This window comes from Flavobacterium sp. Flavsp81, assembly GCF_059491325.1.
In genome coordinates, this window is sequence record NZ_CP168505.1 from 355964 (window position 1) to 375939 (window position 19976).

Annotated in this window: 15 protein-coding genes; 11 read left to right on the forward strand and 4 right to left on the reverse strand. The window is 33.5% G+C overall.

What is annotated here, in order from left to right; genetic code table 11:
- Positions 1–226: 226 nt before the first annotated feature.
- The 5 genes from ACEN92_RS01625 to ACEN92_RS01645 all read left to right on the forward strand — a co-directional run bounded on the left by ACEN92_RS01625 (position 227) and on the right by ACEN92_RS01645 (position 6995).
- A complete protein-coding gene (locus ACEN92_RS01625; protein ID WP_495640629.1) occupies positions 227–1474 on the forward strand; it encodes a hybrid sensor histidine kinase/response regulator in 1248 nt (415 codons plus the stop codon).
- Complete coding sequence (locus ACEN92_RS01630; protein WP_495640630.1) at positions 1455–5033, forward strand: response regulator; 3579 nt, start codon at positions 1455–1457, stop codon at positions 5031–5033. Before ACEN92_RS01625 ends, ACEN92_RS01630 begins: the two co-directional genes overlap by 20 nt.
- A 210-nt stretch (positions 5034–5243) precedes the next feature.
- On the forward strand, positions 5244–5609 hold the full coding sequence (locus tag ACEN92_RS01635) for a response regulator (RefSeq protein WP_495640631.1): 366 nt from the start codon (positions 5244–5246) through the stop codon (positions 5607–5609).
- A 7-nt stretch (positions 5610–5616) separates the two neighbouring features.
- Positions 5617–6426, forward strand: coding sequence for a CheR family methyltransferase (locus ACEN92_RS01640; RefSeq protein ID WP_495640632.1), 810 nt, complete (start codon positions 5617–5619; stop codon positions 6424–6426).
- Positions 6408–6995 carry a chemotaxis protein CheB gene (locus ACEN92_RS01645; RefSeq protein ID WP_495640633.1) on the forward strand — a complete coding sequence of 196 codons (588 nt, stop codon included), beginning with the start codon at positions 6408–6410 and terminating at the stop codon, positions 6993–6995. The genes ACEN92_RS01640 and ACEN92_RS01645 overlap by 19 nt, the downstream gene beginning before the upstream one ends.
- 15 nt (positions 6996–7010) lie before the next feature.
- Here the strand turns inward: ACEN92_RS01645 and ACEN92_RS01650 are convergent, their stop codons facing one another.
- From ACEN92_RS01650 to ACEN92_RS01660, 3 genes are read right to left on the reverse strand one after another with little or no spacing between them, the layout of a single operon-like run.
- A complete protein-coding gene (locus ACEN92_RS01650; RefSeq protein ID WP_495640634.1) occupies positions 7011–7700 on the reverse strand; it encodes an aspartyl/asparaginyl beta-hydroxylase domain-containing protein in 690 nt (229 codons plus the stop codon).
- A gap of 3 nt (positions 7701–7703) precedes the next feature.
- Positions 7704–8210 carry a hypothetical protein gene (locus ACEN92_RS01655; protein ID WP_495640635.1) on the reverse strand — a complete coding sequence of 169 codons (507 nt, stop codon included), beginning with the start codon at positions 8208–8210 and terminating at the stop codon, positions 7704–7706.
- An 8-nt stretch (positions 8211–8218) separates the two neighbouring features.
- Entirely contained in the window at positions 8219–8965 is a 747-nt protein-coding gene (locus ACEN92_RS01660; RefSeq protein ID WP_495642322.1) for a Dph6-related ATP pyrophosphatase, read from the reverse strand.
- Between the two features lie 89 nt (positions 8966–9054).
- Between ACEN92_RS01660 and ACEN92_RS01665 the strand changes: the two genes are divergently transcribed.
- Together ACEN92_RS01665 and ACEN92_RS01670 are read left to right on the forward strand one after the other, a co-directional pair.
- Positions 9055–11121 carry a M1 family metallopeptidase gene (locus ACEN92_RS01665; RefSeq protein ID WP_495640636.1) on the forward strand — a complete coding sequence of 689 codons (2067 nt, stop codon included), beginning with the start codon at positions 9055–9057 and terminating at the stop codon, positions 11119–11121.
- A gap of 146 nt (positions 11122–11267) precedes the next feature.
- Complete coding sequence (locus ACEN92_RS01670; protein WP_495640637.1) at positions 11268–12173, forward strand: patatin-like phospholipase family protein; 906 nt, start codon at positions 11268–11270, stop codon at positions 12171–12173.
- A 71-nt stretch (positions 12174–12244) separates the two neighbouring features.
- Here ACEN92_RS01670 and ACEN92_RS01675 read toward each other — a convergent pair whose 3' ends face one another.
- Positions 12245–12766: a DUF7935 family protein gene (locus ACEN92_RS01675; protein ID WP_495640638.1), complete on the reverse strand. Its 522-nt coding sequence runs from the start codon at positions 12764–12766 to the stop codon at positions 12245–12247.
- A gap of 122 nt (positions 12767–12888) precedes the next feature.
- On the opposite strand from ACEN92_RS01675, the gene ACEN92_RS01680 reads away from it, so the two are divergent.
- The 4 genes from ACEN92_RS01680 to ACEN92_RS01695 all read left to right on the forward strand — a co-directional run bounded on the left by ACEN92_RS01680 (position 12889) and on the right by ACEN92_RS01695 (position 19897).
- A complete protein-coding gene (locus ACEN92_RS01680; RefSeq protein WP_495640639.1) occupies positions 12889–13659 on the forward strand; it encodes a sulfite exporter TauE/SafE family protein in 771 nt (256 codons plus the stop codon).
- Positions 13660–13996: 337 nt separating this feature from the next.
- Positions 13997–16669 carry a right-handed parallel beta-helix repeat-containing protein gene (locus ACEN92_RS01685; RefSeq protein WP_495640640.1) on the forward strand — a complete coding sequence of 891 codons (2673 nt, stop codon included), beginning with the start codon at positions 13997–13999 and terminating at the stop codon, positions 16667–16669.
- Positions 16670–16868: 199 nt separating this feature from the next.
- Complete coding sequence (locus ACEN92_RS01690; protein WP_495640641.1) at positions 16869–19205, forward strand: ATP-dependent helicase; 2337 nt, start codon at positions 16869–16871, stop codon at positions 19203–19205.
- Positions 19206–19276: 71 nt separating this feature from the next.
- Positions 19277–19897, forward strand: coding sequence for an L-threonylcarbamoyladenylate synthase (locus ACEN92_RS01695; RefSeq protein ID WP_495640642.1), 621 nt, complete (start codon positions 19277–19279; stop codon positions 19895–19897).
- Positions 19898–19976 lie beyond the last annotated feature (79 nt).

A 19976-nucleotide genomic window follows, 5' to 3' on the forward strand; every position in this document is an offset into this window, starting at 1 on the left:
TGGATTTCTTATTAAAATTTGACTTCATTGAATTAAAAATTATCTCAATAAATGTTACATTTTAAAAAATTAAAAAGATGGGAATTATGTAATGAATTAAATTTTTGGTAAAATGCAATTACCTGTTTTTTTTATAATTTTGAAAGTTTGTTGGTATTTTGATTGTTAATATTAGAAGAATATTTACTTAAAATATTTATAAATTATACACCTTAGCCTAAAATAGATGATATTAATTGTAGACGATATACGGGCAAATATAATTGCCTTAAAAAAAACATTAGAATTACATAATATCGATGTTGATACTGCTGAGTCAGGCGAAGAAGCATTAAAGAAAATTTTACAAATTGATTACTGCCTTATTATAATGGATGTTCAGATGCCCGGACTCGATGGTTTTGAAGTAGTAAAAATTCTTTCCGGCAATAAAAAAACAAAAGACATCCCTGTCATTTTTCTGTCAGCACTTAATATCGAAAAAAAATATATTTTTAAAGGATATGAAAGTGGTGCTGTAGATTATATAACCAAACCTGTAGATACTGATCTGCTGATTTTAAAAGTAAAAACTTTCCTGAAGATTTATGAGCAGCAAAATCAATTAAAAGAGATGAAAGATCTGCTTTCGAAGGAAATCAAAATCAGGAAAGAAGCGCAGGATAATCTGGAAATAAAAATTGCGGAAAGAACAAAAGAGTTAGTCTTAAAAAATGAAGAACTGGAATTTAAAAATCATGAATTACAGCAATTTTCCTGGGTAGTTTCACATGATTTGAATGAGCCCATTAGAAAAATTCAGATTTTTATTAAAATTATAAAAGATTTGTATCTGGCCAGTGATGAAAAGGCTGTTGATTATGTTAACAGAACTATCAAATCGGCAGAAAGGATGCAAACCCTGATTACGGATTTATTGGCTTACTCCAGATTATCATCCAAAGTACAGCCCGAAAAAACCGATTTGAATATTGTCCTGCAGGAAGTTCTCTCCGATTTCGATTATCTTATCGAAAGTAAAGGAGCTGCTGTCAAAACCAATGTACTCCCAACTATCGACAGTATTCCGAGCCAATTGCGACAGGTTTTTCAAAATTTAATTGGAAACGCCCTTAAGTTTTCAAATAATACAAACAATCCTTTAATAGAAATCACTTCTGAATTGATTGAAGCAAAAAGCTTTGATGCGGAATCATCACCCGAAGGAAAATATTGCCGCATTACTGTTAAGGATAACGGAATTGGTTTTGATGAAATTTATCTGGATAGGATATTTATCATTTTTCAAAGCTTAAATGACCGCAAAACCTATGAAGGAACGGGAATTGGTCTCGCCATTGCAAAAAAAATAATCGAAAAACACAACGGATTGATTACTGCAAAAAGTGAAGTAGGCAAGGGGGCAAGTTTTATTATGGTTTTACCTTTAGAATATCAAGATGAAAACAGTTTATATGAAAAAAAACAACTTTAAAAGAAATTTACTTGTAAGTTCCATGATTTCATTACTGGTCTTAATGATCAGTTCTACAGCATCATTTCTTAGCATAAAAAATTTATTGGAAAGTAATTTTTGGGTCAATCACACCCAGGAAGTAATTTATAATTTAAACGAAGGATCAGCCAGAATTATCGAAGCACAGACCAATATGCGTGGTTATCTCTTAACCGGTGACGAGCAGTTTGTACAAATGTATAATGACTGCGAATCAAAATCGAATGACTATTTTAATAGGTTGGACGAACTTACAGTCGATAATTCCTCTCAACAAAAAGAATTGAAAGAATTAAAAGTTCTTCGGGGCAATTTTTTTAAATACCTGAACAATCAGATTGTAAAAAAACGATTTGGAAAAAATAACGTCACATTTAATCTCGATGAAGGGAAAAAAATGATGAAAGAATTGCGATCAAATGTTAAACGAATTGAAAGACAGGAACAAAATCTTTTAAAAGAACGAAATGAAAATTCAGAACGTTACGGTACCTATAGTGTTATTTTAATTATTGTAGCCTTTATTGTTGCATTTTTTATCTCGATTGTTTTTTTAATCCGAATTTTAAAAGATTATAATGAACGTACCTTGCTACAGCAGGAATTAGAAAGAAAAGACAGGGAAATTGCCGATAGAATCGAGGCAATAAGCACTATTGCAAGTAATATTTCTAAAGGAAATTATGACATTCGTGTAGACGATACCAAGGCAGATGCGTTAGGCAGTGTAGCAGAATCATTAAATAATATGAGTGATTCCCTAAAAAAATCTTTTGGATTATTATCAGAAAAAGAATGGCTGCAGACCGGGGTCGCCAGTCTCAATAATGTAATGTTGGGTGATAAATTATTAAGCCAATTGTCAAAAGATGTTATTGAGTTTGTATGTAATTATGTCAATTGTAATGCCGGCGTTTTATATGTTCTTGATGGAGATGAGCTCTTTGCTGCTGCCGGTTACAGTTATATTCCAAGTAAAAATAAAGAACGTATCAGGAAAGGCGAAGGTTTGATTGGGCAATGTGTTGTTTCGGGTAAATTACTGGAATTAAAATCATTAGTACCTGAAGATATTCAGATTAGTTATGCATTGGGAGAGATAAAACCTGCTCATGTAGTGGCAGTTCCCTTATTGAATACCAAAATTGAAGGTGCAATTGAACTGGCAAGTATTACAGAGTTTTCACCTTTAATATTAGAGTTTTTAAAAATCGTTTCCGGCAATATTGCAATCGCGCTAAAATCAACAAAACACAGACAGCGTGTTTTAGAATTACTTGAAGAAACCCAATCACAATCTGAGGAATTACAAATTCAGCACAGCGAACTTGAAGCTATAAATTCTGAATTGGAAGCACAAACCGAAAAACTTCAGGCTTCTGAAGAAGAGTTAAGGGTTCAACAAGAAGAACTTCAGCAAACGAATGAAGAATTGTCTGAGCGAAGTGTTTTACTGGAAGAAAAAAACAGCGAGATTCAAAAAAAATCAGAGGCTTTAGAACTTACAACACGTTACAAGTCGGAGTTTCTGGCAAATATGTCGCATGAATTACGAACACCTTTAAATTCAATTTTACTCTTAAGCCGATTATTAGCTGAGAATAACAGTAAAGGCATGAATACCGAGGAAATAGAGTTTGCCAAAGTTATTCAGAGTTCAGGAAACAGTTTATTAGGTTTGATAGATGAAATTTTGGATTTGTCCAAAATTGAGGCCGGAAAAATGGAACTTGAATTTATGGAGTTTCCTACCCAGGAAATAACCGAGACTCTCATGAGTTTATTTGCACCGGTAGCAAAAGAAAAAAACATCAATTTTGAAATTATTTCAAAAGAAGCTCCCGCTATCCTTAAAACTGACAAAATGCGTTTAGAGCAAATTCTTAGAAATTTAATTTCGAACGCTATTAAATTTACAGATGAAGGCTCTGTAAGCCTTGAAATTAAAATAAATGATGATGACCCTAACATAATTTGTTTTATTGTAAAAGATACAGGAATTGGAATTTCGTTAGACAAACAGCCTTTAATTTTTGAGGCTTTCCAGCAGGCTGATGGCTCAACTAAACGAAAATATGGCGGTACCGGTTTAGGTTTGTCGATTAGCAGGGAACTGGCAAAATTACTAAATGGAGAAATAATTTTGCACAGTGTTGTAAACGAAGGAAGCACCTTTACATTTTGTTTACCCATTGTTGGTTCGGCAATAAAAAAACCTTCAATTGAAAAATTACCTCCAATCGAAATTGAAAATATTGAAGAAGAAGAAAATAAAATAACAGATTTAAAAGATAAATACATCTCTGCTATTATACCTGATGAGATTGAAGATGACAGAAACGCTATTTCTGAAAATGATAAAGTAATTCTGATTGTTGAAGACGATATCAATTTTGCGAAATCATTGCTAACCTTCAGCAGAAATAAAGGGTATAAAGGAATTGTTGCCGTAAGAGGGGATTATGCATTAAATTTTGCCTTGATGTATAAGCCAATAGGGATTTTATTAGATATTGAACTTCCTGTAAAAAGCGGCTGGGAGATTTTGGAAGAATTTAAAAATAACCCACAAACAAAACATATTCCGGTGCACATTATGTCATCACACAAATTGAGACAGGAAAGCCTTTTAAAAGGTGCTGTTGATTTTCTTGATAAACCAGTTGCTTTTGATAAAATTCCTGAGATTTTTATGCGAATAGAACATATCATCAGCAATGAAGCACAAAAAGTTTTAATTATTGAAGATAATCCTAAACACGCAAAAGCACTTGCCTACTTCCTCGAGACCTATAATATTAATTCTGAAATTAAAAGTGACGTATCAGACGGTCTGGAGGCACTTAATAAAAGCGATATTGATTGTGTAATATTGGATATGGGAATTCCGGATAAGCATGCTTACGAGATTTTGGAAGAAGTCAAGAAAAACCCGGACTTAGAAAATCTTCCTGTAATTGTTTTTACCGGAAAAAGCCTGTCGCCTAAAGAAGAAATGAAAATTAAGAAATACACAGATTCCATTATTGTAAAAACGGCACATTCTTACCAGAGAATGCTCGATGAAGTATCGCTTTTTCTACATTTGGTTGAAGAGAATAAAAATACAGACGGTAAAAAAGAAAGTTATAAAAAACTTAACTTAATGAATAATATTTTATTCGACAAAACAGTTTTAATAGTTGATGATGATGTCAGAAATATTTATTCACTCACAAAAGCGTTAGAAGTATTTAAAATGAATGTGATCACAGCTTTTGATGGCAAAGAAGCTATAAAAGCATTAGAAGAACATCCAAATACCGATATTGTTTTGCTTGATATGATGATGCCTAATATGGATGGTTATGAAACAGCCGAAAAAATACGCAGCAACCCAAAATATTTGACACTGCCATTAATAGCCGTAACAGCAAAGGCAATGACCGGCGATCGCGAAAAATGTATCAAAGCAGGGGCTTCAGATTATATAACTAAACCTGTTGATATCGATCAGCTGCTTTCGTTATTGCGAGTATGGCTATATGATAAAGTTTGACGAATCATAAAAAATGATTTAACACACTTCGACTCCGCTCAGTGCAGGCTGGAGACATAGGTATTATTTTAAAAAAAAATATAAAAGAAATACATTTCTTCAGATAGCTGGCTATGTGTATTTAAATAAGCGAAACGCCTGCTTTTGAGTTTGCAAAATCTATGTTTCTATGTGTTGAAATAATTTTAAAGTTTAATTAAATGTATTAAAATGAATAAAAAAAAACTCTTAATTATTGATGATGATTCAAGAAATATTTTTGCTTTGGAAAACACACTTCGTGCCAGATCATTTAATTGTCTATCATGTTTAAGTGCCGAAGAAGCTTTAAAAATATTAAACTCTGATGAAGCTGTTGATGCTGTTTTGATAGATATGATGATGCCTGAAATGGATGGTTATGAAGCGATTCCTTTAATTAAAAAAATCCCTTCCCAAAAAGATCTGTTTATTGTGGCTGTAACGGCTCAGGCTATGAAAGGAGATAAAGAAAAATGTTTAGAGGCCGGAGCTGATGATTATGTCTCCAAACCTGTAGATGTTGATAAACTGCTTTTAATCTTAAGCAAAATTTGAAATAGCTATGATTGAAGACATTGAGCTGGAAACCCTTATTAATGAAATTTATGAATATTACGGGTTTGATTTTGGAAGTTATTCCAGGGCTTCATTAAAAAGGCGCGTAAACAGGATATATCTATTGGACGGATTCACTGATTTTTATGAATTTTTATCAAAAGTCAGGTACGATCAGGATTATTTTAAACATATAATCAACGAAATAACAGTAAATGTTACCGAAATGTTTCGTGATCCCTATTTTTATAAAGTAATTCGAAATCAGATTCTTCCGTTATTGGCCACAAAGCCTTTTATTCGTTTATGGCACGCAGGATGTGCTACAGGTGAAGAGGTATATTCAATGGCTATTTTATTAAAAGAAGCCGGTTTGTTGAGTAAATCCCTTATTTACGCTACTGATATTAATGAAAAAGTATTGGAAACCGCAAAAAAAGGAATTTTTCCTTTAAGAATGATGAAAGAATATTCAGAAAACTATCTGGATTCCGGAGGGCAGGAAGATTTTTCAAATTATTATACAGCTAATTACGGGATTGCGAAATTCAATGAAGAATTGTCTCAGAAAATGGTTTTTTCACAACATAATCTTGTGTCAGACAGATCATTCAACGAGTTTGATTTTATTTTATGCCGAAATGTTTTAATTTATTTTGATAATGATCTGCAAAAAAGAGCCATTACCTTATTTGATGAAAGTTTATCCGTTCAGGGATTTCTGGCATTAGGCACCAAAGAAACCATAAAATATTCCATATCCCAAAGCAACTACAAACAGCTTGATAAAGAAAGAATATGGAGGAAAGTGAAATAATATCAGACCATAAAGTAATTATTTTTGGAGGATCAGCCGGCAGTTTAGTGGCGCTGATGCAAATATTACCCCAATTACCGGTAATAAATTCTTTTGCCATTGTAATTGTACTTCACAGGAAAAGTACAGATGAAGAAACTTTAGAAGAACTTATTAAATTAAAATCTGTTATAGAAGTAAAACAAGTAGAAGATAAAACGCCTCTTTTACCCGGATTTATTTATGTTGCACCTTCTAATTATCACTTATTGTTCGAAAAAAATAATCTGTTGTCACTCGATATTTCTGAAAAAATAAATTACAGCAGGCCAAGTATTGATGTTTCTTTTGAATCGGCAGCAGAAGTGTATAAAAATCAATTGATTGGGATTTTATTGTCAGGTTCAAACTCTGACGGTACACAAGGTTTAAAAGCAATTCAAAATGAAGGAGGAACCATTGTAATTCAGGATCCGGAATCAGCAGAAATGCCTTTTATGCCAACGAATGCAATCCATAATACTGCCCCTGATTTTGTTTTAAGTATTCAGGGAATAGTTCAGTTTATTTTATCAATAGATGATAATTAAGGTTCTGATAAAATATTATTCCAAATCTTTCAAAATTTGATTTGCTGCAGGCAGATTCATACGCTGTAACTCAGCAATCATAAGTTGTTTTTGCTCTTCGTCCATTTTCTGAGCAGGTTTTATAAAATCATTTTCAGGTGCTTCGTTAAAAAACAAATTATCAGTCCATTCATTTCGGATACCGTCAATTACAAGATGAATCCTGTCCCGGGTTCCGCGATTGGCAACCGAATGAATAAAATTAGCATCAATATACCAGCATTCACCTTCGTTCATTATCAAACGATTGCCATCTAAAATAAACTCAACTTCACTGTTTGTAATGATTGGAATATGCAATCGAAAACAGCCATCTTCATAACCAAGGCAATTATCGCTATGCGGTTTGACTTCGGCACCAACGTCTAATTTCAATAAACGAACGGCAGTTTTTTCAAATAAAAAATTCTTAAGGACTTCCTGAAAATAAGTACAGGAATCGAGAATTTCTGTAGGAACGAGTTTTTCGTCACTATTTGGCAACGCATAAATCGAATCCGACTTTCCATTTTGTGACATTAAGGCAATAGAGGTCCATTTTCCGTTATAATCATTTGTATTATAATGATTTGTCCAGTTTTTTTCGATGATTTTAGAAACATCATTTTTGAGTTTTTCAGGATCAAAAAGCAATGGAAACCTGATATAACGAACTAATTTATCCATAATTTAATCTCTTAGCCATTTTAACATTTTTGGAAACGCTTCTTTGCCTTCTTTAGTTGCGCGTTCTCTGCCTAAAGCAAGTCCTGCCCATTCCAGAAAAGGCAAACCAATATAATTTTCGCTGGTAAAATTTGAAATCAGCCATTCCGAATCATTTTTATATCCGTTGGGATGAAATACAAATTCAATTGGTAATTCTAAATACTTTGCTGCGGCAAAAGACCAAAGGATTGCGGCAATTTCTTCTCCTTGTGTTGGCCAGTCAGCTGCCATTTCATTTGTTCCTGCAATTTTTCTCTCAGCAGAAGTCGTAACAGCCAAATGCCCGGTTTCATGCAGAATATCACCGGGATATAATAATTTTTCGAAATCAATATAAAGACAATTGGGGCCTAAACTCAATCCGGGCAAAAAAGAAGTCTGCAATTCTTTTTCAACAATATCAATTCCGATCTCACTTAAAAATGACAGCACTTTTTCTAATTCCGGGGATTGATTTTTTGTTGTCATGAATTAAATTAATTAGCAATTAAGTCTGTATACCAAAAGCCATAATCAAAAGCATCCGTTTCGTTTGTATCGCAAGCCGTATTACTGGATTCTGTTTTTGGTTTTTCGTATTTACGATATACTGTTTCACCAATTTCGAAATTAATTGGGTCTGAGAAAATCGGACCATCAAAAGTAAAGGTATGAAATTCGCCGTTTTCGCCACATACATCTACATTTTCCGGTAAATCATTAATAAAAGACTGATCGATTATTCGTCCTACAAAACTTTTGTCAAGAAAACGCTCATTTACACAAACCACGATTGTTTTAAATCCTAAATCCATAAATTCCTGAATCAAATCGTGCGTTGGAATTTTCCAGATCGGAAAAACACCTTTAAAACCGATTTGTGCTAATTTATCCTCACGGTATTTTCGCAGATCTTCGAGAAATATATCTCCAAAAACGGAGTGGGTAATGTCCTGCTCTTTTAATTCAGTTAAGGTTTTAGTCATCACATTTTCATATACTTCCATGGTTGGCATTTCCGGAATCTGCATAATTTTTAAAGGCAGACCAATGCTTTTTGCCTGAGCTTCAAGTAGCTCTACACGTACACCGTGCATAGAAATTCGCTGATATTGCTGATTGACACTCGTCAATAAACATTCAATTTTAAACTCAGGGTTTTGAAGGATTTTGTATAATGCCAGAGCAGAATCTTTTCCGCTGCTCCAGTTAAATAAGGCTTTTTTTGGTGTTGGCACGATCATTATAATTTTGTAATGTAAACATACAAATTTCATTCGATTTGTTGGTGAAACCTTTGTAACTTTGGGTTTTCGCCTTCAAATTTATTTAAATGAAATACATCTTATTATTTATTACCAGCTTTGTTTTTGCACAGCAAACCCAATTCGTAGATTTTAAATCAGTTACCGGACAATTGACATTAAACGCTAAGGAAAAATCGGTTTCGGGTTCAGTCGATTATCAATTTGAAGTTCTGAAACCTCTGGATACGATAAAAATTGATGCTAAAAACATGGAGTTTTCCCATGTTCAAATAGATAATAAAGATGCTGTTTTTCTTAATACAGGCAAACAATTACAAATCATTTATAACTTTCAAAAAGGTAAAAACCATTTAAGTTTTGAATATGTGGCAAGACCTAAGCAAGCTTTATATTTTGTTGCTATTGAAAATTCAGAAGTACAAATCTGGACACAAGGGCAGGGAAGATATACGAGCAATTGGTTTCCGAGTTTTGATGATGTAAATGAAAAATTGATTTTTAGTTTAAGAATTACTTATGATAAAGAGTATCAGGTTATCTCAAATGGTATTTTAGAAGAAAAAATTAGAAAAGAGAATAATTTGCATTGGCAGTATAAAATGCAAAAACCAATGAGTTCTTATTTATTGATGCTTGCCATTGGAAAATTTGATAAAAAAGAATTCAAATCAAAATCTAAAATTCCGTTAGAATATTATCTGGAAAATAAAGACACAAATCGTTTTGAACCAACCTATCGCTATTCTAAGCGTGTTTTTGATTTTTTGGAAAAGGAAATAGGAGTGAAGTACCCCTGGGAAGTATACAGGCAGATTCCGGTTCGTGATTTTCTTTATGCAGGAATGGAAAACACTACTACAACACTTTTTGCTACCAGATATGTAGTGGATTCTATTGGTTTTGAAGATCGAAATTACACCAATGTTGATGCCCATGAATTGGCACATCATTGGTTCGGGGATTTGATTACCGCAGAAAGCAGCACGCACCATTGGCTTCAGGAAGGTTTTGCAACTTATTATGCGTTACTTGCCGAAAGGAATATTTATGGAGATGATTATTTTTATTCGAAATTATATGAAACTGCCCAACAAATAAAGTTTGCTTCACGATCTGATAATATTCCGGTTTTAAACGCAAAAGCCAGTTCCCTTACTTTTTATGAAAAAGGAGCGTGGGCATTGTTTGTTTTGCATGAATCAATAGGGGATAAAGCGTTTAAAAAAGCAATAAAAAACTATCTGAAAAAATACGCTTACCAATCTGTAAATACTCAGGATTTCTTTGATGAAATTAAAAAAGTATCCAATTTTGATTTGGTTCAGTTTCAGAAAACATGGCTGGAATCTACTGCTTTTGATACAGCAACGGCAAATACTTTATTGAGTAAAAATAAAGCAATTCAGGTACGTTTAGAAGTTGATAAATTAAAGAACACATCTTTGGCAGAGAAAAAAGATTTTTTTATTAAAACATTAAATTCAGATATTTATCATACTGTAAAAATTGCTGTTGTCGATCAATTGGAAAATGAAAAATACGAATCAAAAAAACAGTTAATGCTTTTAGCTTTAAAGACAAATAATGTTCAGGTTCGTCAGGCCGTTGCCGAAACTTTAACAAATATTCCCGAAGATTTCAGAGTCGAATATGAAGCATTGCTTGAAGATAAATCCTATCAGACCCAGGAAATTGCATTGTATTGGCTGTGGAAAAATTTTCCGGATCGTCAAAGCGAATATTTAAACAGATCTAAAGACCGGATTGGTTTTAACGATTATAATCTTCGCACTTTATGGCTTTCACTGGCTTTATCGACTCCCGGTTACAGTGATAATCCGGAATTATTAATATCTGAATTAATTGCTTTTTCTTCAACAAAATATGAAGCTACAACCCGACAAAATGCACTTGAAAAACTTATAGCTTTTAAAATAATAAATGATGAAGTCCTGACTAACCTGGTGAACGCGACCATACATCATATGTGGCAGTTTTCAAAATTTGGAAGAGATACAATTCGGCTCTTAATAAAAAATACTGAAATGCGTGCTTCATTTGAAAGAATTTTGATTAATTTGACCCCCGATGAACAATTCCAATTGAGTCGTTTGCTTGCTGAAAAAAGTTAGAAGTTGTATGTTAAGTGTCATGGAGTAAATTATACGAAAGTATAAAATAAAAAAAATAATAAGAAAATTTGAGAAAATGCAGTAATGTGTTATACGCATCTAAAACTTATAACTTTTAACTCATAACTCATAACCCCAAAAAAAATATGAGAGCATTGGTTATTTCCGGTGGTGGCAGTAAAGGTGCATTTGCCGGTGGTGTTGCACAATATTTATTAGAAGTTAAAAAATATCATTATGATTTATTTTTAGGAACTTCTACCGGAAGTCTTTTAATTCCACATCTGGCACTTGGAAATGTTGAGAAAATCCACTCAGTTTATACCAATGTCTGTATGAGTAAAATTTTTAACATCTGTCCTTTTGTCGTCAAAGTCAAGGATGGTGTTGATATTGTTACGATTAACCATTTTAACGTCTTACTTCAGTTTTTTAAGGGAAAAAGAACTTTTGGAGAAAGTAAAGGTTTGCGTAAATACATCAGGAATAATTTTACACTTTCGGATTTCAATAAACTAAAAAAACTGAAAAAAGATGTTGTAATTACAGTCACTAATTTTACAAAAAACGAAGCTGAATATAAATCGATTAAAGATTGTACGTATGAAGAATTTTGTGATTGGTCCTGGATATCCAGTAATTATGTTCCTTTTATGAGTTTGGTCAATAAAAATAATAATGAATATGGAGATGGCGGATTTTCGAGCCTGGTTCCTATCCGTGAGGCGATCAATCGTGGTGCCACTGAAATAGATGTAATTATTCTGGAAACCGAAGTCAATATGGATAAAACGGTGATAGGCAAAAATCCGTTTTCGTTGATGATTGATCTGTTCCGAATAGCTCTGGATCAGGTTGAGAAACACGATATTGCCATAGGAAAACTGATGGCAAGCAATAAGAATGTTAAACTTAATTTATACTATACTCCAACTAAGTTAACCAATAACGCATTGATTTTTAATAAAGAAGTGATGAAAACCTGGTGGGAACAAGGGTATGAGTATGCTCAGAATAAATCTGAAATTATGAGTGATAATAAGATAGGTTAAAGATTTTTAGAATGTAGATTTTCGGATAATCAATATTTTTTTAATCTAAAATCTACATTCTAAATTAAAATCTACCATAAACCAGCAACCTCATTTTTAATATATGCTAAAGCAGCATTGCTTGGTGATTGTTTCTCTAATAAATCATTCAAAATTACTTCACGTAATTTATCAGCACTATCAACACGATCGCTCATCGCAGTTTTACGAATAATTTGTATAGTTGAATTTTTAGCTGTCGTAATAATGGTCCAGCATTCATCAGACATATAAATCTGCTGAGTCAGATTGTGTTCAAATTCCTGTTCGATCTGGTCGATTACAAAATTTTCATAATCATGTTTTTCGTTCGAAATTGGAGCAATTCTAATCAATAATTTGGTCAGGTTAATACGCTCTAAATACAAAGTCATACGCTCGTATGCCTGTAAGCGTATTGGTAATGATTCTTTATGAGCTTCTCTGTTTAATAAAAAATTACGTTTTTTATCATTGTTTTTAATGTGCAATTCAAAAAAACTATAAGCCACAAATCCGGTAACGATGGCTGGTAAAGTATAACTTGCCAGTTCTATAATTCTTGTAAAATCCATTTTATTAATTTTTCAACAAAAATATACTTTTTGGGGAGAAATCCACTTTAAATTTATTGTAATAATGAAATGTAATTTTACTTTTGTGAGCAATTTCAAAACCAACTGAAACTCACCTATAAATGGAAACATACATCATATTTTTACTTTGTTTAGCTGCTTTTGCTGCAGGATTTATTGATGCAATTGTTGGAGGAGGAGGATTGATTCAGACTCCTATGGGATTGATTTTGCTGCCAAACCTGCCAGTTTCTACAGTGATTGGGACTTTAAAAATTCCTGCTTTTAGCGGAACATCTTTTGCTGCTTTTCAATATCTGAAAAAAGTTGTAATCCAATGGAAATTATTGTTGATTATGATGCTTTTGGCAGTTCCATCAGCGTTTTTGGGCTCCACAATATTAACTTATGTAAATAATGATTTTATGAAACCATTATTACTTGTGGTTTTATCTCTTTTAGCAATTTATACTTACGCTAAGAAAAATTTCGGGCAGCAGGTTGGAAAAGATCATTCGTATGCAAAACAAGTTTTATATGCGGTTTTGATTAGTATAATTGTTGGTTTTTATGACGGATTTATTGGTCCCGGGACAGGAAGTTTCTTTGTTGTTGCCTTTATTGCTTTAATGGGTTTTGATTTTTTGCATGCTTCTGCAAATGCTAAAATGGTCAATTTAGCAACGAATTTTGGTTCTATTTGTTTATTTATTTCAAAAGGGAAAATAATTTGGGCAATTGCTTTACCTATGGCCGCAAGTAACGCTTTGGGTGGTTGGTTAGGTGCCAAACTGGCTATAAATAAAGGAAACGGTTTTATTAGGGTTTTCTTTTTGATTGTGGTAATCGGCACTCTCCTCCGATTTGCTTATGATGTATTTTTCAAATTGTAAAAAAAATTTTTCTACTTCTCATTTCATCTTTTTCATTTTTTTTAAAAATAATTATTTTTAATGTCATCGATTACAATTGATAGAATTTTCGGGCTTTTACCAAAGTTATTGCGAATATAATAATTACATATTGTCTCTTTTTTTAATTAAATTTTTCAGTTTTTAAAGTTTTTTTAACGTTTTATTGTTTTTTGTCGGAAAAAATATATATTTTTGTGTAATCGATTACATATTATGATGCTGTTCATGTTTTTGATTTTAATAATGAGTTTTCAAAAATCGAATATAATTTCAAAATAAATTATAATTACTAACTAACCATTAAAAACCCTATTAAATGAAAAAAAAATTAACCAGTTTATTCGGTGCATTGTTGTTTTTTCCGCTTTGTATGTCTTCACAAATCTATGTCTCCCCAACAGGTACAGCCAGTAATCCCGGAACCTTAGCGAGTCCCACTACAGTAGCAAATGCTATAACAACAGTTAGTCCGGGACAAACCATCTATATGCGGGGTGGTACATATTCGATGGCTTCAACAATCTTGATCGATAGAGCGAATAGTGGTACATCAGGAAATCTTAAGCGTATAGAAGCTTATAATAGTGAAATTCCAATTCTTGATTTTTCTGCACAAACAGAAACTGCTTCCAACAGAGGTATTGTCCTGGATGGTTTTTATTGGTATTTTAAAGGAATTACCATTAGAAATGCAGGTGACAATGGTATGCTTCTTTCAGGTAATAACAATACTATAGACAATTGTATTTTTGAAAAAAACAGAGATACAGGACTTCAGTTAAGCAGGTATACAACAAGTTATACTGCAATCAGTCAATGGCCTTCCAATAATTTGATTCTGAATTGTGAATCTTTTGATAATAAAGATGCAGGTTCAGAAAATGCAGATGGTTTTGCTGCAAAACTTACCTGTGGCCAGGGCAATATATTTAGAGGATGCATTTCTCATAATAATATTGATGATGGATGGGATTTATATACCAAAACAGAGACAGGACCAATCGGAGTTATTTTATTTGAAAATTGTGTAGCTTATAATAATGGTACACTAACCACTAGCGGGACTTCTGGGAGTGGAGATAAAAATGGGTTCAAATTAGGAGGAGAAGGTATTGGAGTAAATCATATTGTACGTCGTTGTGTAGCTTTTGGTAATGGAAAACACGGTTTTACAGACAACAATAACTTAGGTTCAATAGAAATGTCTAATAATACATCGTTTAATAATGCTGAAAGTAATTTTAATTTCCGAACAGGCGGAACCCATCAATTCAGAAATAATCTGTCCTATAACTCAGGTGCCAGTGATAAAAAAACAGGAACCGATGTAGGAAATTCTAATGTATGGTGGATAAATAGCGTTAGTACAAATGGTGGAGCATTGGTTGTCAGCAGCGCCGATTTTGTTACTTTGACTCCAACAGTTACTAAAAATGCTGATGGAAGCCCTAATTTAGGTAATTTTTTAGCACTAAGCGCATCAAGTGATTTAATAAATGCAGGTGTTACTGCTACGGGAATTACTTTTAACGGTACGGCTCCGGATCTTGGTGCAAGAGAATCCGGTGGAACAGTAGTTACTAATTATACACTAACAACTACTGCAAATCCAACAGCAGGTGGTAGTATTGCACGTAGTCCTAATGCGACATCTTATGCAGCAGGCACTGTTGTAACACTTACTGCAACTCCTGCGTCCGGTTATACATTTACGAGCTGGAGTAACGGAGCAACAACTGCGTCAACCACAGTTACCATGAATGCGAATACAACTATTACTTCAAATTTTACCGCAACGACAACTTCTTATACTTTAACTACGACTGCTAGTCCAACTGCAGGGGGAAGTATTGCACGCAGCCCTAATGCGACATCTTATACTGCTGGTACTGTTGTAACACTTACAGCAACACCTGCATCCGGCTATACATTTACGAGCTGGAGTAACGGAGCAACAACTGCTTCAACTACAGTTAGTATGAATGCGAACACAACAATTACTGCAAATTTTACTGCAACAACAACTTCTTATACGTTGACTACTACGGCCAGTCCAACAGCAGGAGGGAGTATCAGTCGTAGTCCAAATACAACTAGTTATGCCAGCGGAACAGTAGTAACTCTTACTGCTACTCCAGCATCGGGATATACATTTGCAAATTGGAGTAATGGAGCGACAACGGCTTCTACTACAGTTACAATGAATGCAAATACAGCAGTTACTGCAACTTTTAATCCGATAACTACAGGTAATACGACGTTAAGAATTGACGATAATGCAACAATTACAAATGGATATTGTGGTGCTGACGGATCTCTTCAAAACAGCTATACCGGTGCTGATGGCGGTTACTACGTCAATCTTTCTAATTCAGCAGCAAAAGGAATAGATTATTCTGTTAATGTACCTTCAGCAGGAACTTATACAATTAAGTTTAGATATGCTAATGGAAGCAGCTCCTCAGCTACGGTAGCCAAAGTAGTAGTAAACGGTACTACTGCTATTGCAAGTTTAGGATTTCCTAAAACAACCAGCTGGTCAACCTGGTCAACTACAGCAGACGCAACAATAACATTAGTAAGCGGAATAAACAGAATAAGATTAGAAACAACAGTGAGTTCAGAATTTGCTAATGTTGATTGGTTAGAAATAACAGGAAATTCTCCAACAGCAGCCAGTTGCAGCAGTTCTGAGAAAACACTTTCTTCTAATACAGCTATTGCAGAAACTACTTCTGTTTTTGAAGCTGTTGTTTCGCCAAATCCGGCTGTAAATACTATTAATTTAGCAGTTACTACAGCTGAGGCTAAGGAAGCAAATATAACGTTGTCTACTATTAATGGACAAATACTTCTTTCGAAAAAACAAGTATTAGAAAGCGGGCAAAATGTGATTGCAGTTAATCAAAATACAATTGCTGCAGGTATATATATCCTTACTGTTCAATCAGCAGATATTCAAAAAACAATAAAAGTAATCATGAAATAAAACAGGCTATTGCCTTTTAATTAAGAAGCCACTTCAATAAAATGAAGTGGTTTTTTGATTTATATTATGGATCAAAAAATTACTGGTACGAAAAAAAATATTTTTCTGCATTTTTTTTCTATTTGAGGCAAGTTTGGTTTTTATAGATGCAAATTTCTAAAACTTAAATTCTTATTTTTGCATAAAAGGAAAAAAATTCATGCATAAATATATTGACCAGCTAAACGAAGCACAAAGAGAACCTGTTTTACAAAAGGATGGGCCAATGATTATTATTGCTGGTGCAGGATCTGGAAAAACACGTGTTTTAACTATCAGGATTGCTTATTTAATGCATCAGGGCGTTGATGCGTTTAATATATTGTCATTAACATTTACAAATAAAGCTGCACGTGAGATGAAAAGCCGTATTTCGGCTATTGTTGGAGCCAGTGAAGCTAAAAACTTGTGGATGGGAACCTTCCATTCTGTTTTTGCACGTATTCTCCGTTCAGAATCAGAGCATCTTGGATATCCTTCAAACTTCACCATTTACGATTCGCAGGATTCTGCCAGATTGATTTCTTCTATTATCAAAGAAATGCAATTAGATCGTGATATTTATAAGCCTAAACAAGTTTTAAATCGTATCTCGAGTTATAAAAACAGTTTGATTACTGTGAAAGCTTATTTTAATAATCCCGAATTGCAAGAGGCTGATGCTATGGCAAAAAAGCCAAGATTGGGAGAAATTTATCAACAGTATGTAGAGCGTTGTTTTAAAGCCGGAGCAATGGATTTTGATGATTTATTATTGAAAACCAATGAATTATTAACTCGTTTCCCCGAAGTTTTAGCCAAATATCAAAACCGTTTTCGTTATATTCTGGTTGATGAGTACCAGGATACAAACCATTCTCAATATTTGATTGTCAGGGCTTTATCAGATAAGTTTCAAAATATTTGTGTGGTAGGAGATGATGCGCAGAGTATTTATGCTTTTCGTGGAGCGAACATCAATAATATTTTGAATTTCCAGAAGGATTATGAAGGTGTAAAAACTTTTAGATTAGAGCAAAATTACCGCTCAACAAGAAATATTGTTGAAGCAGCGAATACTATTATTGATAAAAATAAAACCAAGCTGGATAAAATAGTTTGGACAGCAAATGATTTTGGTCCAAAAATAAAAATACACCGCAGCTTAACAGATGCTGAGGAAGGCCGTTTTGTTGCCAGCACTATTTTTGAGCAAAAAATGCAGAACCAATTGCACAATGGTTCTTTTGCAATTTTATATCGTACAAATGCTCAATCGCGTGCAATGGAGGATGCTTTGAGAAAACGCGATATTCCGTATCGAATTTATGGGGGATTGTCATTTTATCAACGTAAGGAAATTAAAGATGTTTTATGTTATTTACGCTTAGTAATCAATCCAAAAGATGAAGAAGCACTGATTCGCGTTATCAATTATCCTGCTCGCGGAATCGGAGATACAACTGTCGAAAAACTTACTATTGCAGCCAATCATTACAAACGTTCAATTTGGGAAGTGATGGTGAATATTGACAAAATCGATTTGAAACTGAACTCAGGAACCAAACAAAAACTGAATGATTTTGTAACCATGATTCAGAGTTTTCAGGTAATTAACGAAAATCAGGATGCTTTTTATATTACAGATCATGTTGCAAAAAAAACAGGTTTGGTTCAGGAACTGAAGAAAGATGCCACACCCGAAGGAATGGCAAAAATTCAGAATATAGAAGAGCTTCTGAATGGTATCAAAGATTTTACTGAAGGTCAGAAAGAAATTGATGGGGCAAGAGGAGCATTATCTGAATTTATGGAAGATGTCGCACTGGCAACCGATCTTGATAAAGACACAAGTGATGAAGATCGTGTAGCGTTAATGACGATTCACTTGGCAAAAGGACTTGAATTTCCTCATGTTTTTGTCGTGGGTATGGAAGAAGATTTGTTTCCGAGTGCCATGAGTATGAGTACAAGGAGTGAATTGGAGGAAGAGCGCCGTCTGTTTTATGTAGCACTGACCCGTGCAGAACATCAGGCATATCTAACATATGCACAGTCACGCTACCGCTGGGGAAAACTGACTGACAGCGAACCATCACGTTTTATTGAAGAAATTGACGCACAATATTTAGAATACTTAACCCCTACAGAAAATAATTACCGTTATAAGCCAATGATTGACAGTGATATTTTTGGAGATATTGATAAATCAAAATTGAGGCTGGCGAAACCAGTTGGAGGAACACCTCCAAAATATATTACAGATAATGAGCCTAAACCGGATTTAAATATTCGTAAGTTAAAACCAGTTACAGGGACTAATCCAAATAGCAGTGCTCCTAATTTATTTGACAGTAAATTAACTGTTGGAAATGTAGTGATGCATGAACGTTTTGGAAAAGGAGAAGTAATCAATCTGGAAGGTGTTGGAGCTGATAAAAAAGCTGAAATTAAATTTGAAGTCGGAGGAATTAAAAAATTACTATTACGATTTGCCAAACTAGATGTAGTTGGGTAATAAAATTTGTTTTAAGTTTAAAGTAGTTTTGAAAGAACTTTAAACCTGAAACCTGAAACAAAAACATACAAATGTCAGAATTTATAAAAATATACCCGGATAAACCCAGTGAAGCAGCGATTGCAAAAGTCGTCAAAGTACTTCAAAACGGAGGCTTAATTATTTATCCAACAGATACGGTTTACGGATTGGGTTGTGATATTACGAATTCTCGAGCGTTAGAAAAAATTGCAAAGATTAAAGGAGTAAAATTAGAAAAAGCAAATTTCTCCTTTATTTGTCATGATCTGAGTAATTTATCCGATTATGTACGTCAGATTGATACAGCAACTTTTAAAATTTTAAAAAGAGCTTTACCAGGACCATACACTTTTATTTTACCGGGAAATAATAATTTGCCAAAAGAATTTAAAAAGAAAACAACTGTCGGGATTCGTGTTCCGGATAATAATATTGCTTTAGAAATTGTCCGTCAGTTAGGAAACCCTATTGTATCGACTTCTATTCGTGATGAAGATGATGTAATTGAGTATACAACAGATCCTGAATTGATTTTTGAAAAATGGCAAAATCTGGTTGATCTTGTTATTGACGGTGGCTACGGAGATAATATAGGCTCTACGATTATTGATTTATCAGAGCATGAACCTGTAATTGTAAGAGAAGGAAAAGGGGATGTAGATATTTTGTAAAAAAAAACTTAAACTATTAACTGCTTTAAAAAATATTATTTGTAACTTTAGTGTTAGTTAAAATTTAGTTAGTTAATTA